Origin of the sequence: Nocardia sp. 852002-20019_SCH5090214 (assembly GCF_001665865.1) — a bacterium.
GTDB classification, from domain to species: domain Bacteria; phylum Actinomycetota; class Actinomycetes; order Mycobacteriales; family Mycobacteriaceae; genus Nocardia; species Nocardia nova.
In genome coordinates this window covers 63,845-80,956 of record NZ_LZMK01000235.1, presented here as the reverse complement: position 1 = coordinate 80,956, position 17,112 = coordinate 63,845, and the positions used below count along the sequence as shown (strand labels likewise).

Annotated in this window: 1 protein-coding gene; it reads left to right on the top strand. The window is 70.4% G+C overall.

The window, feature by feature from the left end; all coding sequences use genetic code 11:
* Positions 1 to 28: 28 nt before the first annotated feature.
* Entirely contained in the window at positions 29 to 16,990 is a 16,962-nt protein-coding gene (locus A5780_RS19000) for an amino acid adenylation domain-containing protein (protein WP_369829532.1), read from the top strand.
* The last annotated feature ends 122 nt before the right edge of the window (positions 16,991 to 17,112 follow it).

The window sequence follows — 17,112 nt, the reverse complement described above, 5'->3', positions numbered from 1 at the left end:
AAAGTAACGCCCGCCGCGGCCGGAATCGATGGACAAGGGTGGCCTGCGTGCAGGCGCATGCGGCGACGACAGGCAGGATGAGATAGGTGGTACGGGTGGTCAGCGGACAGTACGCGCTGGAAGTGACGGCATGACGCGCCCCGCTCGGGTCCGGCCGACACGCACCCGCCGGCCACGCGTCACCACCCTGCCCCAGCTCATGGCCACCGCGGTCGAGGCGGATCCGACCGGTACGGCCCTGGTGTTCGCCGATGCCACCACCACGCTGGCCGAACTCAGCTACGCCGAGCTCGACGAGCGTTCGACCCGGCTGGCCCGGCTGCTCATCGCTCGCGGCATCGGCCCGGAGGATCTGGTCGCCGTCGGTATTCCCCGGTCGGTGGAATCGGTGGTCGCGGTGTGGGCGGTGGCCAAGACCGGCGCCGGATTCGTGCCGGTGGATCCGAACTATCCGGCCGATCGCGTCGCGCACATGGTCTCCGACTCCGGTGCGAAACTGGGTCTCACGGTGTCGCCGGTGCGGGAGGACCTGCCCGATTCGGTGGAGTGGCTGACCGTCGACACCGCTGATTTCGCCGCGCGGCTCGAGGAGTTCTCCGGCGACCCGGTCACCTATGCCGATCGGTTGCGGCCGTTGCGGGCCGAACATCCGGCCTACGTGATCTACACGTCCGGCTCGACCGGCAAGCCGAAGGGGGTCGTGGTCACCCAGGCCGGGCTGTCGAGTTTCTGTGACGAACAGCGCGAGCGGTACCGGGTCGGAAACGACTCGCGCACCCTGCATTTCGCATCGCCCTCGTTCGACGCCTCGGTGCTGGAACTGCTGCTGGCCATCGGCGGTGCGGCGGCCATGGTGGTGGCCTCGCCGTCGGTACTCGGCGGCGACGAGCTGGCGAATCTGCTGCGGCGCGAACGGGTCACCCACGCCTTCGTCACCCCCGCCGCCCTGGCTTCGGTGGATCCGGCCGGACTGGACGACCTGCGCGTCGTGGTCGCCGGTGGTGAGGCCTGCCCGCCGGAACTGGTGCGGCGCTGGGCGATCGCGATCGAGGGCGGCACCCGCGAGTTCTACAACGGGTACGGCCCGACCGAGACCACGATCATGACCAACATCAGCGCGCCGCTGGTGCCGGGGGAGACGGTCACCATCGGCGCGCCGGTGCGCAACATCACCGAATACGTGCTCGACGAACAGCTGGCGCGGGTGCCGCGCGGCGCGGTCGGCGAGTTGTACATCACCGGGGCGCAATTGGCGCGCGGCTACCACCTGCGCCCCGGCCTGACCGCGGCGCGCTTCGTCGCCAACCCCTTCGACGCCAACGGTTCGCGGTTGTACCGCACCGGTGACCTGGTGCGCTGGACGGCCGCCGGTGAACTGGAGTATCTGGGCCGCAACGACTTCCAGGTCAAGATCCGTGGCTTCCGGATCGAGCTCGGCGAGATCGACGCGGTACTGGCCGCCCACGATTCGGTCGACTTCGCCGTCACTGTCGGCCACACCCTGCACAGCGGCGCCACGATTCTCGTCTCGTACGTGCACGCCGCCGAAGGTGCGAAGGTCGACACCGACGAGCTGAGCGAGCATGCGGGACACAGTCTTCCGGCCCACATGGTGCCGACGACGATCATGGTCCTGGACGCGATTCCGCTGACCCCGGTCGGCAAACTGGACCGCGCGGCGCTGCCGGAACCGGTCCTGGCCGCCCGCGAATTCCGCGCGCCCTCGGGTGCGCTCGAGGAGATGGTCGCGGCCGTCTTCAGCGATCTGCTCGACCCGCCCGGACCGGTCGGCGCCGACGACGACTTCTTCGAACTGGGCGGAAACTCGCTGATCGCCACTCAGGTCGCGGGCCGCCTCGGCGCCCAGATCTCGGCGCGGGTACCGGCCCGGCTGCTGTTCGAGGCGGCCACGGTCGCCGAATTGGCACAGCGGCTGGAACCGCTGAAGGGTGCGGGCGGGCGCCTGGCGCTGGCGCCGATGCCGCGTCCGGAACGCATTCCGCTCTCGCTGGCCCAGCAGCGGATGTGGTTCCTCAACCAGTTCGATCCGGAATCAGCGGCCAACAACATTCCGTTCGCGATCCGGCTCACCGGCGCGCTGAACGTGGAGGCGTTGCAGGCGGCCGTCGCCGACGTCGTCGAGCGCCACGAAACCCTGCGCACCGTCTACCCGTCCGCGGACGGCGCCGGACACCAGGTGATTCTGCCCGCGTCGCAATCGGTTCCGGATCTGGCGCCGAAGCCGGTGACCGAGGACGAACTGCCGCAGTGGCTGGCCGGCTATCTGCTCGCCGGATTCGATGTGGCCGCCGAGGTGCCGCTGCGCATCGCGGTGGCCGAACTGGCGCCCGACGATCATGTCGTGGCGGTCGTGGTCCACCACATCGCCGCCGACGGCGCCTCGGTGGCGCCGTTCATGCGCGATCTGCTGGCCGCCTTCCTCGCCCGGCGCAACCGCGCCCGGCCGAGCTGGCAGCCGCTGCCGGTGCAGTACGCCGACTACGCGCTGTGGCAGCGGGCGCTGCTCGGCGACGAACACGATCCCGACTCCCTTGCGGCCCAGCAGATCGACTACTGGCGCACCACCCTGGCCGGCATCCCGGACCGGCTGGATCTGCCCGCGGATCGGCCGCGCCCGCAGATCGCCTCGGGGCGCGGCGCGGAATACACCTTCGACATCGCGCCCGAGCTGCACGCCCGGCTCGAGGAACTCGCCCAGCGCACCGGCACCTCGCTGTTCATGGTGGTGCATGCGGCGTTCGCGATTCTGCTGGCCCGCTCCAGCGGCACCGACGACATCACCATCGGCACCCCGGTGGCCGGGCGCGGTGAGGCCGAACTCGACGCGCTGGTCGGCATGTTCGTCAACACCCTGGTGCTGCGCACCCGCATCGACGCCGCGACGACGGTCGAGCAACTGCTGGCGGCGGTGAAGGACACCGATCTGGGCGCCTTCTCGCACGCCGAGCTGCCGTTCGAGCGCCTGGTCGAGGTGCTCGACCCGGTGCGGTCGCAGGCGCATCATCCGCTGTTCCAGGCCGCGCTGTTCTTCCAGAACATGCAGAAGCCGCAGCTGCGGCTGCCCGGACTGGTCGCCGAAACGGTCGAATTCGACGGTGCGGTGGCGAAATTCGATCTGCAGCTCACCGCCGTACCGCGAACGGACGCGGGTGCCCCGGCCGGCGTATCGGCCATGTTCACCTACGCGCTGGATCTGTTCGACGAGCCGACCGTCGCCACCTACGCCGACCGGCTGGTGCGGGTGCTGGAGGGCATCGTCGCCGATCCGGCGGCCGCCGTGGGCGATATCGAGCTGCTCGATCCGGCCGAGCGCCTGCGCATCCTGCAGGACTGGAACGACACCGCCCACCGGGTCGAACCGGAGCTGCTGCTCGACGGCTACCGGCGCACGGCGCTGCGCAATCCGGATGCGGTGGCGGTCACCTACGAGGGTGCGCAGCTGACCTACGCCGAATTCGACGCCCAGGTCAATCAGCTGGCGCGCCTGCTGATTTCGCGCGGTGTCGGCCCGGATGCCCTGGTCGGCCTGGCGATCCGCCGATCGCTGGATCTGGTGGTCGGCATGTACGCGATCGTGGCAGCCGGTGGTGCGTACGTGCCGCTGGACCCCGATCATCCGGCGGACCGCATCGCGCACATCCTCGATACCGCACAACCCGTCTGCGTCGTGACCACCGTCGCCGATACCGTCGCGGTGCCCGCGCGGATTCCGGTGCTGCGGCTGGACACCATGGATCTCGGCGGCTTCGATCCGAGCCCGATCCGGCCCGGCGAACTGCTCGCGCCGGTGCGGCCGGACCATCCGGCCTACGTCATCTTCACCTCCGGCTCCACCGGCCGGCCCAAGGGCGTCGCGGTCTCGCATGCCGCGATCAACAACCAGATCGAGTGGATGCTGGCCGCCTACCCGCTGGGCAGCGGCGACGTCTATCTGCAGAAGACGGCGACCACCTTCGACGTCTCGCTGTGGGGCTATTTCATGCCGCTGCGGGCGGGTGCCGAGCTGGTCGTGGCCACCCACGACGGCCATCGCGATCCGCTGTACGTCGCGGAAACCATTGCCGCGCACGGGGTTACGGTCACCGACTTCGTCCCGTCGATGCTCACCGTCTTCGCCGCGCACATCGCGGCGGGCAGCTGCCCGAGCCTGCAGGACATCTTCGTGATCGGCGAGGCGCTGCCGCCGGAGACCGCCGATGCCGTGCACGCGGTGTGCGATGCGCGCATCCACAACCTGTACGGGCCCACCGAGGCCGCGGTGTCGGTCACGTATTGGCCTGTCGGTGAGGACGACCGGCCGACCGTGCCGATCGGCCTGCCGCAGTGGAACACTCGCGTCTACGTGCTCGACGGCCGCCTGCGTCCGGTGCCGGTGGGCGTGCCCGGTGAGCTGTATCTCGCGGGTGACCAGCTGGCCCGCGGCTATGTGCGCCGCCCCGACCTGACCGCGGACCGGTTCGTGGCCAACCCGTTCGGCCACGGCGAGCGGATGTACCGCACCGGCGATCTGGTGCTGTGGCGTGACGCCGACGAGACCCGGCCCGCGCGGCTCGACTACATCGGCCGCACCGACTTCCAGGTGAAGTTCCGCGGCCAGCGCATCGAGCTGGGCGAGATCGAGACCGCACTGCTGGCGCTGCCGGGCGTGAGCCAGGCGGTCGCGCTGGTGATGGGCTCGGCACTGGGCGATCAGCTGGTCGCCTATGTCGTCGCCCAGCCGCGCACCACCCTCGATCCCGAGCGCCTGCGCAACGGCGTGAAGGATTCGCTTCCGGCCTATATGGTCCCGGCGGTCGTCGTGGTTCTCGACGCCTTCCCGCTCAATCCGAGCGGCAAACTCGACCGCAAGGCGCTGCCCGAACCCACCTTCAGCAGCCGCGAATTCCGGGCGCCGAGTACTCCGGTGGAGGAGATCGTCGCCGAGGTCTTCGGCTCCGTGCTCGGCCTGGAACGAGTCGGCGCCGACGACGACTTCTTCGCCCTCGGCGGCAATTCGCTGATCGCCACGCAGGTGGTGGCCCGGCTCGGTGCGGCGGTCGGCGGCCGCGTGCCGGTGCGGTCGCTGTTCGAGACGCCCACGGTGGCCGGACTGGCCGCCACCCTCGATTCCCAGACCCACATCCGGCGCGGCGTGGAACTGGGCTCGATCGAGCGTCCGGAACAGCTGCCGCTCTCGCTCGCGCAGCAGCGCATGTGGTTCCTCAACCGCTTCGACCAGGCCGAAACCGCCGAGGAGGCGGTGCATTCCGGTTCGGCCGCCTACAACCTGCCCTTCGCGCTGCGGCTGACCGGCAGCCTGGATGTGGAGGCGCTGGGCGCGGCCCTCGACGATGTGGTCGCGCGGCACGAGGTGTTGCGCACGGTCTACCCGGAGACTCCCGAGGGTCCCGTCCAGGTGATCCTGCCGGCCGACACCCGGCTGGGCCTGCGGCCGGAACGCACCGCCGCCGCCGCGGTCGCCGATGCGGTATATGCCCTGGCCGCAACGCCTTTCGATGTCACCTCCGAGGTTCCGCTGCGGGTGCGGCTACTGGAGATCTCCGACCTCGCCCCCGGTTCGCGACGCGAATACGTGCTCGCCGTGGTGGTGCACCATATCGCCGCCGACGCGTCCTCGATGGGCCCGCTGGTGCGCGACGTGATGACCGCCTACGCCGCCCGCACCTGCGGCGCCGCGCCGGACTGGGCGCCGCTGCGCGTGCAGTACGTCGATTACGCGCTGTGGCAGCGTGCCGTCCTGGGCTCGGAGTCGCAGTCGGATTCCATTGCCGCCCAGCAGATTTCGTACTGGCAGCGCGAGCTGGCCGGCCTGCCGGACGTGCTCGAGTTGCCCACCGATCGCCCACGTCCGCCGGTGGCGACGCTGGCCGGTGCGCGCGTGGACGTGCGGATCGCACCCGAGGTGCACGCGGGCCTGGTCGAGCTGGCCCGCGCCCACGGCGCCACGCTGTTCATGGTCGTGCATTCGGCGTTCGCGCTGCTGCTGGCCCGGTTGTCGGGCGGCGACGACATCGCCGTCGGCAGTCCGGTCGCCGGTCGCGGTGAGGCCGAACTCGACGATCTGATCGGCATGTTCGTCAACACCGTCGTCTTCCGGACCCGTGTCGAGCGCGGCGAGCCGTTCACCGAGCTGCTGGCCCGCCAGCGCGAAACCGATCTGCAGGCCTTCGCCCACGCCGACATTCCGTTCGAGCGGCTGGTCGAGGTGCTGAACCCGCCGCGTTCCACCGCGCACCACCCGCTGTTCCAGGTGGGCCTGTCGTTCCAGAACCTGGCGCGCACCGAACTGGAACTGCCCGGATTGAGCGTCGCCGGTGTGGACGCCGATCTGGACGTCTCCCAGTTCGACCTGCATCTGATCGTGGCCGATGCGTACGACGCGGACGGAAATCCGGACGGCATCGGTGGTTTCCTCACCTACGCCACGGATCTGTTCGACGCCGCGACCGCCGAATCGATCGTCGAGCGGCTGTCGCTGCTGCTCGCCGGGGTGGTCGCCGAGGCCACCACTGCGGTCGGCGATCTCGACATCCTGACCTCGGCCGAGCGGGCCGAGCTGGAGCGTGCCGCGACCGGCGCGTCGCATCCGGTCGCTGCCGCGACGCTGCCGGAACTGCTGGCGGCGACGATCGCCGCACGGCCGAACGGGGTGGCCCTGACGGCCGATGCCGACGAGCAGTTCGGCGGTACGCCCGCCGAGCTCACCTACGGCGAACTCGGCGAGCGCGTCCACCGCCTGGCCCGGCATCTGATCTCGCTCGGCGTCGGCCCCGAATCTCGGGTCGCGCTGGCCCTGCGGCGCGGCGTCGATCTGGTGGTCGCGATGTACGCCGTCTCGGTGGCCGGTGGCGCGTACGTGCCGCTCGATCCGGATCAGCCCGCCGAACGCGTCGGCTACATCCTCGATTCCGCCGACCCGGTGTGCGTGCTGACCTCCTCGGATATTCCGAACCTGCCCGGACGTACCGCACCCTCGGCAGCCGCCGCGGCGACCCGGGATTGGCGCGGTCGCTCGCAGTCCATGCCCGCGCTGGCCGATTCCGGCCGGTCCGCGGCGCGCGAGGACGTGGTGCGCCTCGACGAGCTGGATCTGTCGGGCCTGTCGGCGCGGCCGGTCACCGACGCCGACCGGATCGCACCGCTGCTGCCGCAGCACACGGCCTACGTGATCTTCACCTCCGGTTCGACCGGCCGCCCCAAGGGCGTCGCGGTGCCGCACGGCGCGATCGTCAACCAATTGGTGTGGAAGACGGCCGAATTCGATCTCCGCGCTGACGACGCGGTACTACTGAAGACCGCCGCGACCTTCGACCTGTCGGTCTGGGAGTTCTGGTCCGCGGCGGTGTCGGGCGGACGGCTGGTGATCGCCGCGCCCGACGGACATCGCGATCCGGCCTACCTGAACGATCTGATCCGGCGCACCGGCGTCACCACGCTGCATGTGGTGCCGTCGATGCTGGACGCCCTGCTCACCGAGGCCCGGACGAATACCGCACCCGAGGCGACGAGCCCGCTGCGGCGAGTCCTCGCCATCGGTGAGGCGCTGCCCGCGGCGCTGGCGCAGCGGTTCGCCGCCGCCCATCCCGAGGTCGAGCTCTACAACCTGTACGGTCCGACCGAGGCCGCGGTCTCGATCACCGCGCACCGCGTCGGCGCGGCCGACGAACTGTCGGTGCCGATCGGCGCACCCGAGTGGAACAGCAGTGTCTACGTGCTGGATTCGCGCCTGCACCCGGTGCCGGTGGGCGTCTCCGGTGAGCTCTATCTGGCCGGTGCGCAGCTGGCGCGCGGCTACTTCGGCCGGGCGGATCTGACCGCGGATCGCTTCGTGGCCGACCCGTTCGGCAGCGGTTCGCGCATGTACCGCACCGGCGACCTGGTGGCCTGGACGGCGAACGGTGAGCTGGAATATCGCGGCCGCACCGACTTCCAGGTCAAGGTGCGCGGTTTCCGCATCGAACTGGGGGAGATCGAGGCGGCGCTGCTGCGCCTGCCGCAGCTCGCCCAGGCGGTCGTGGTGGCGAAGTCCGACCCGCGCACCGGCGATCGGCTCGTCGCGTATCTGGTCTCCGCGGACCGGGAACTCGATGTGGCACAGGTGAAGTCGGCACTCGCCTCGGCGCTGCCGAACTACATGGTGCCCGCGGCCTTCGTGGTCCTCGACGCGCTGCCGCTCACCGTGAACGGCAAACTCGACCGCAAGGCCCTGCCGGAGCCGGAATTCGAGACCACCGCCTTCCGTGCGCCCTCGACTCCGGTGGAGGAGATCGTGGCCGGCACCTTCGCCGAGGTGCTGGGGATCGACCGGGTCGGCCTGGACGACGACTTCTTCGCCCTCGGCGGTAACTCGCTGCTGGCCACTCAGGTGGCCGCGCGGATCGGCGCCGCGCTCGAGGTGCGCGTGCCGGTGCGCGCGCTGTTCGAGGCGGCGACCGTGGGTGCACTGGCCGCCCGGGTGGAGCGCACCGGAACCGAACGGCCGCGGCTGCCGCTGGTCGCCGGTCCGCGTCCGGACGCCGTTCCGCTTTCCTACGCCCAGCAGCGGATGTGGTTCCTCAACCAATTCGACACCGCCGCAACGGTGTACAACATCCCGGTCGCCATCCGGCTGTCCGGTGCGCTGGATGTGGCCGCGCTGCGGCAGGCCGTCGCGGATCTGGTGGCCCGGCACGAGGTGCTGCGGACCATCTATCCGGAATCCGAGTCCGGCGGCGCGGTGCAGCAGGTGCTGGCGCCGGGCGCGGTGAGCATCGACCTGGAGCCGGTGCAGATCGGTGAGGAGCGGGTGGCCCACGAGGTGGGGCGTCAGGTCGCGAGCGGATTCGACGTGACCACCGAGATCCCGTTCCGGATCCGGTTGTTCCAGCTCTCGGCGAGCGAGTTCGTCCTCGTCTTCGTCGCCCACCACATCGCGGCCGACGGCTGGTCGATGGGCCCGCTGACCCGGGATCTGATGACCGCCTACGTGGCCCGGGCCGCCGGACAGGCGCCCTCGTGGGCGCTGCTGCCGATCCAGTACGCCGACTACGCGCTGTGGCAGCGCGCCGCACTGGGCGCCGAGGACGATCCGGAATCCCTGGTCAGCGCCCAATTGTCTTACTGGACACAGGAACTGGCCGACCTGCCGGACGAGCTGCGGTTGCCCGCGGACCGGCCGCGGCCCGCGGTGCAGAGCTTCGCCGGCGCCAAGGTCGACTTCGCCGTCGATTCGCAGGTGCACGCCGGCCTCACCGCACTGGCGCAGCGGCACAATTCCACGGTGTTCATGGTGGTGCACACCGCCCTGGCCGTCTTCCTGGCCCGCATGTCGGGTACCGAGGACATCGCCATCGGTGCGCCGATCGCGGGCCGCGGTGAAGCCGAACTCGACGATCTGATCGGCATGTTCGTCAACACACTGGTACTGCGCAGCCGGGTGGCGCCGGGCCGCAGTTTCGCCGAACTGCTGGCCGACAACCGGGAAACCGATCTGCGCGCCTTCGCCCACGCCGACGTGCCGTTCGAGCGGCTGGTCGAGGCGCTGGACCCGGAGCGCTCCACCGCCCGGCATCCGCTGTTCCAGGTGGCGCTGTCGTTCGAGAATCTGGCCGCAACCAGTTTCGAACTGCCGGGCCTGAGCTTCACCGCCCTGGATCCGGCCGCCGACACCGCGAAATTCGATCTGCTGCTGACGCTGCGCGAACAGCGCACCGGAGCCGGCGGCGAAGCCGGCATCTTCGGCGAGTTCACCTATGCCACCGATCTTTTCGACCGGGACACGGTCGTCGACTTCGGCCGGCGGCTGGGCCGGATCCTCGCCGCGGTCGCGCGCGACGCCGATATCGCGGTCGGCGATCTCGACATCCTGGTCGGATCCGAAACCGAGGATCTCGCCGCTCGCACCGGACTGCCCGCGGTGGCGCCCGCCACGCTGCCGGATCTGATGGCGGCCGCGGTCGCGGCGAATCCGGACGGTCCCGCGGTCGTCGTGGGCGGGCGCGCGTTCACCTATGCCCAGCTGGATCTGGCCTCGACCAAACTGGCCCGCCGGCTCATCGAACTGGGCGCCGGGCCGGACAAGCATGTGGCGGTGGCCATTCCGCGCTCGCTCGAGGGTGTGGTGGCGCTGTGGTCGGTCGCCAAGTCGGGTGCGGCGTTCGTGCCGATCGACCCGACCTATCCGTACGACCGCATCGCGCACATGGTCGCCGACTGCCGCGCCGACCTCGGAGTCACCGTGCGGGCCGAGGTCGCGGACCTGCCGGATACCGCCGGCGGCTGGATCGTGCTCGACGATCCCAACTTCGCCTACGAGGTCGATTCCCTGTCCGGCGCACCGGTTTCCGATGCCGAACGCCTGGTCCCGCTGCGCCCGGACAACACCGCCTATCTCATCTACACCTCCGGTTCCACCGGTCTGCCCAAGGGCGTCGTGGTCACCCATGCGGGTCTGGCGAACTTCAGCGCCGAACAGCGGGAGCGTTACCGGCTGGATCACGATTCGCGGGCGCTGGCGTTCGCCTCGCCGTCCTTCGACGCCTCGATGCTGGAGTTGCTGCTGGCCATCGGCGCGTGCGGGGCGCTGGTGATCGTGCCGCCACGCACCTTCGGCGGTGAGGAACTGGCCGAGGTGATCCGCGGTCAGCGGGTCACGCACGCCTTCCTCACCCCGTCGGTCCTGGCCTCGCTGGATTCGGATGCGCTGGCCTCGATGCAGGCCATCGTCGCCGGTGGTGAGGCCGTGCCGCCCGATCTGGTCGCGAAATGGGGTGGTGCGCCGGATGGTTCGGGCCGCCGGTTCCACAACGGGTACGGCCCCACCGAGACCACGATCATGACCAACATCAGCGATCCGCTCTCGCCCGGTGACGTGGTGACCATCGGCGGGCCGATCCGCGGCATGCGGGCGCTGATCCTCGACTCGCGGCTGCGGCTGGTGCCCGAAGGCGTCGCCGGCGAACTGTATCTGGGCGGCATCCAGCTGGCCCGCGGTTACCACGACCGGCCCGGCCTCACCGCCGCCCGGTTCGTCGCCGATCCGTACGGCCCGCCCGGGCAGCGGCTCTACCGCACCGGTGACGTGGTGCGCTGGCGTCGCGGCGAGCCGGTGGTGGAATATGTGGGCCGCAACGACTTCCAGGTCAAGATCCGCGGCCTGCGCATCGAACTGGGCGAGATCGACAGTGCGCTGATCGATCAGCCCGGTGTCGATTTCGCGGTCACCGTGGGGCATCGCACCGCCACGGGCACCACGATTCTCGTCTCCTATGTGCGTTCGGCCGCCGGTCTGCCGCTGGATACCGAGACGCTGACCGCCGAACTCGCCGCGCGGCTGCCGGAGTACATGGTTCCGACCGCGATCGTGGTTCTGGACGAGATTCCGCTGACCCCGGTCGGCAAACTCGATCGCAAGGCCCTGCCGGAACCGGTCCTGGAGGCCAAGCGCTACCGCGCACCGCAGACCGCCACCGAACAGGTGGTCGCCGAGGTGATCGGTGAGGTGCTGGGCGTCGATCGCGTCGGCGTGGACGACGACTTCTTCGCCCTCGGTGGCGACAGCATCGTCTCCATCCAGGTCGTGTCCCGGGCGCGGGCGCGCGGTGTGCACTTCACCCCGCGTGACGTGTTCACCGCGCGCACGGTCGAGGCGCTGGCCCGCGCGGCCACCGTCGAGGCGCCGGCCGCCGCCGAGCAGTCCGGGCCGATGCCGTTGCCGCCGGCCGCGATTCGCGCGCTGGAACTCGACCCCTCCGGTCGCGAACTCCGGGCGATCGCCCTCGACATTCCGGCCGACTGCGATCCCGAGCGGATCCGTGCGGCGGTGACCGGCGTACTCGACCGGCATGCCGTCCTGTCGGCTCGCCTGGATGTCGAGGCCGGCGCCCTGGTGATTCCGGAAACTCCCGTCCCGGCGATCCTGCGGCAGTTCGCGCCGGGCCCCGACGCCGTCGACCTGGCGGTGCGATCGCTGGCACAGGAGCTCGATCCGGCCGACGGGCGCACCATCGCCTTCGCGCTGATCGCGCCCTCCGACCCGGGGGAATCCGCGGGCGCCGCAACGAGTCTGGTCGTGGCCGCCAACGGTCTGGTGGTGGACGACACTTCGTGGCGCATCGTCGTCGACGAACTGTCGGAGTCGTGGGCGGGCGGACATTCCGCGCCCGCGGCCGTCGATGCCGGTCCGCTGGGCGTGGGTCGCGCGCTCGCGGCCAGTGCCGTCGCGGCCGAGACCGTGGCGCAGCTCGACTGGTGGCAGCGTCATCTCGCCGCCGCACCCGCCGACGCTCCGGTCGAGGGCATCGATCTGGCGGCGCGCGGCCGGGTCTCGCTGGTCATCACCGCCGAGGGCGCGGCTGCCGTCGACGCGGTCGCGCACGCCTATCACGCCACCATCGAGGATGTGCTGCTCACCGCGTTCGCGCTGGCGCAGGAGCGGGGCGCCCGTGCCGATGCCGGTGATCTGATCGGCACCGTGGTGCGGCTGGCGGCCGACGGCCGTGCGGTCGCCGGCGCCGAATCCGCCGGTACGGTCGGTGGTTTCACCTCCACCTATCCGCTGCTGGTCGGCCTCACCGATATCGATGTCGAGCAGGCGCTGCTCGGTAACCGCGCCGCGGGCGACGCCATCGCGCAGATCAAGGAACTGCGGCGCAGGGTGCCCGATTCGGGTGTCGGCTACGGTCTGCTGCGGTATCTCAACCCCGACACCGCGTCCGCGCTGGCCGCGGCACCGCAGGGCCGCACCGCGTTCCGCTACCGCGATCTGCGTCCGGCCCGGCCGTATCCGCACCTGCCCGCGGCCGACCTGCTGCTCGACATCACCGTCGACGCCACCGAGGACGGACTGCTGGCGCGATTCGACTACGCGGCAGCCGTTTTCACCGTCGACCAGGTGAAGGAGTTCGCCGGACTGTGGGTGCGTGCGCTGGGCGGCCTCGCCGAGCACGGAACCCACGCCGACGCCGGCGGTTTCACCGTGTCCGACTTCGAACTGGTCCGCCTGGAAACCGCCGATATCGCGAAGTTGTCGCAGGACTACCCGGATCTGGCCGATGTCTGGCCGGTGACGCCGCTGCAGTCGGGCATGCTGTTCCACGCCCTGCTGGCCGACACCTCGACCGACGTCTACATCACCCAGTTCACCCTGGATCTGGGCGGTGCCGTGGACGAGCGGAGGCTGCGCGCGGCCGCACAGGCCGTGCTGGACCGGCACGACAACCTACGGGTCGCCTTCGCCGCCGATGCCGCCGGGAATCCGGTGCAGGTGGTGCTCGATCACGTCGACGTCCCATGGCGCAGTATCGATCTCACCGATCTGGCACCCGAGGCCGCCGAGGCCGAAGCGGTCCGGATGTGTGAACTCGACTACGGCCGGCGGTTCGCGATGGACCGGGCGCCGCTGCTGCGGTTCACCCTCTTCCGGCTCGGCGCCGACGCCTACCGGCTGCTCGTCACCAGCCACCACATCCTCATCGACGGCTGGTCGACGCCGCTGCTCATGCAGGATCTGCTCACGCTGTACGCGGTGGGCGCGCGGTCGCGGCAGCTACCGCCGGCCGGATCCTACGGTGACTATCTGCGCTGGCTGATCGCGCAGGATGCGGCCGCCGCGCGGGCGCAATGGCAGCGGGCGCTGGACGGGATCACCGAGCCGACACCGCTGGCGCCGGTCGACCCGAGCCGGGAGATCTCCGCGGGTGTGGGCGAAATCGGCTTCGAGCTGTCGGTCGCCGACACCACCGAGCTGACCCGGCTCGCCGCCCGGCTCGGTGTCACGGTCAACACCGTGGTGCAGGCGGCGTGGGGTCTGCTCATCGGCCGCAGCATCGATCGCGACGACGTCGTCTTCGGCGCCACGGTATCCGGGCGCCCGCCCGCGCTGCCGGGTGTGGAGACGATGGTCGGATTGTTCCTCAACGCCATTCCGGTGCGGGTGCGTCTGGGCGCCACCGACACGCTGGCCGGACTGCTGAGCCAGTTGCAGGCCGAACAGGCGGCGCTGCTGGACTTCCACTACCTGGGCCTGAGCGATATCCAGCAGGCCGTCGGAGTGGAAGGGCTGTTCGATTCGCTGGTCGTGTTCGAATCCTTCCCGGTCGATCGCGACGGACTCGACCGGGTCGGCTCGATCGACGGTATGCACGTCACCGGCATCGGCGCGGTCAACGGCACGCACTATCCGGTGACGGTGATCGTGGTGCTGGACAACCAGCTCCGGATCAGCCTGAAGTATCTGCGCGACGTCTTCGACGAAGCGGCGGCGCAGGCGCTGTCGCAGCGGCTCGCGGCGCTCATCGGTCGCTTCACCGATACACCGCAGGCTCGGGTCGCCGATGTCGACGCGCTGCTGGACGGCGAGCGCGCCGCACTGGAGGCCCGCAACGCCACCGAGGTGCCGCAGCTGCGCGATCAGGCGACCCTGCTGAGCCTGTTCGACGAGCAGGTGGCCCGCACCCCGCAGGCGCCGGCGCTGCACTTCGGCGACGTGACGCTGAGCTACCGCGAGCTGGATCTGCGGTCGCGTGCCCTCGCCGCCGAACTGCTCGGCCGCGGAGTGGAACCGAATTCGCTGGTGGCCGTGGCCATGCGGCGTTCGATCGACCTGGTGGTCGGCATCTACGCGGTGCTGCGGACGGGTGCGGGTTATGTCCCCGTCGACCCGGATCACCCGGCCGAACGCAACGAGTTCGTGCTGGCCAACGCCCGTCCGGTGTGCGTGCTGACCACGGGCCGCGACGGCTTCGCCACCGACAGCGGAGTCCCGGTCGTCGATATCTCCGGATTGGACGGCGAACCGGAATCGGTTGCGGCGCTGCGATTCCCGTACGTCCATCCGGATGCGGTGGCCTATGTCATCCACACCTCCGGCTCGACCGGCCGGCCGAAGGGCGTGGTGATCACGCACCGGCAGATGACCAACCAGTTCCGGTGGGCACAGCGGACCTATCCGCACGACACCGGCGACGTCGTCCTGCACAAGACGCCGATCACCTTCGACATCTCGACGTGGGAGTTGTTCTGGCCGTTGCAGACCGGTGCGGCGATCGTGATCGCCGAGCCGGACGGCCACCGCGATCCGGCGTATCTGTCGCAGGTGATCGAACAGCGCTCGGTCAGCACCGTGCACTTCGTGCCCTCGATGCTGGACACGTTCCTGGACCCGGCCGCGAATGCGGCGGTGACGCGCGGTTATCCGTCGCTGCGACGGGTGTTCGCCGCCGGTGAGGCGCTGTCGGGGGAGACCGCGCAGCGATTCCGCGCCACGCTCGCGGACACGGAGCTGGTGAACTGGTACGGCCCGGCCGAGGCCACCGTGGTCACGGCCTGGCCCGCCGGCGACAGCGACGGCGTCGCGGTCCCGATCGGCACACCGGTCGCCAACACCCGGGTGTACGTGCTGGACCGGCAGCTGCGGCCGGTGCCGCCGGGCTCGCCCGGTGAGCTCTACGTGGCCGGTGTGCAGCTGGCCCGCGGATATCTCGGCGCACCGGCGCTGACCGCCGAACGGTTCGTCGCCCACGAGGGCGGGCAGCGGCTCTACCGCACCGGCGATATCGTGCGCTGGCGCGAAACCGGCGCCGGCGCGGCACTGGAATACCTGGGCCGCAGCGATTTCCAGATCAAGCTGCGTGGTCAGCGCATCGAGCTCGGGGAGATCGAGGCGGTGCTGGCCGGCTTCGCGCCGGTGCGCCACGCCGTGGTGTCGCTGGTGCGCAGCTCGTCGGGTGACCGCCTGGTCGCCTACGTGGTGCCCGACGCGGGCGCGATCGACGAGGCCGAGTTGCTGGCCTACGCGCGGGAATCATTGCCCGCGTATATGATTCCGGCGGCCGTGGTGGTACTCGACGCGCTGCCGCTCAACGCCAGCGGCAAACTCGATCGCAAGGCGCTACCGGTGCCGCAGTTCTCCGGACGCCCCTACCGGGCGCCGTCGACATCGCTGGAGGAGGCGATCGCCTCCGTCTTCGCCGAGGTGCTGGGCGCCGACCGGGTCGGCCTGGATGACGACTTCTTCGATCTGGGCGGCAATTCCTTGGTCGCGACCCGTGCGGTGAGCCGCTTGCGCGCGCTCACCGGTGTCGAGGTCCGGGTGCAGTGGTTCTTCCTCGGATCCACCGTCGCCGCACTCGCGCAGCGCATCGTCGCGGCGATGAGCGACGAGCACGACTACGACCTGGAATCGGATGCGGCACTGGGTGTGCTGCTGCCGATCCGCGCGCAGGGCGAGGGCGACACACTGTTCTGCATCCACCCGATGTACGGATTGTCCTGGTGCTACGCGGGTCTGACCCGGTATGTCGCGGACCGGCCGATTCTGGGTGTGCAGTCGCCGGCGCTGTCGGAGGACGATTACCTGCCGGAATCGTTGCAGGAGATGGCCGATCGCTATGTTGCCGAGATTCGCGCGGTGCAGCCGCACGGCCCGTACCACCTGCTCGGCTGGTCGCTGGGCGGTGTGCTGGCCCATGCCGTCGCGACCACCCTGCAGGCGGCGGGCGAGCGGGTCGGCTCGGTGAGCATGCTCGACAGCCACGCCGAGATCGACGTCGCCGATTTCCGGACCGCGATCCGAGAAGCCCTGGCGGAGATCGGGATCGGCGCGGAGGCCCTGGTCGGCAACGGCGACATCCACGACCTCAGCGAGGAGGCGGTGGCCGCCCTGCACGCCACCATCCCGCCGGATATGGCCGTGCTGACGCCGGACCGGGTACGCCGTATCTACCGCAGCGCGGTGCGCTCGGCGGAGTTGATCGCCGAACATCGGCCGGACGTATATCGTGGCCGCCTGGACTATTTCAGCGCGGCCGGCCACGAAACGGCGGCGCAGAACTGGCGGCCCTATGTCGAGGGCGAGATCGCCGATCACCCGGTCGGCGTCTCGCACGACCAGATGACCTCGCCGCCGGCGCTGGCCGAACTCGGTCCGGTGCTGGCACAGGTACTGGCGCGCGGGGGCGGTCCTCGCCCGGACGGGTCGTCTCCGGCATGATGGGGCGGCGCATACGTAACGGACCGGTCTGGTCAGACGACTAGATAGGCCGTAGGGTCGGGCGAGTTCTCGACCGTCCGGGGTGGCGCCTCGCCGGGCGCCCCACGGAAGAGCTGAAACCG

Bases quoted from the DNA above. Each gene is read 5' to 3' on its own strand.
- A5780_RS19000 (WP_369829532.1), top strand. From the start codon at position 29: ATGGACAAGGGTGGCCTGCGTGCAGGCGCATGCGGCGACGACAGGCAG.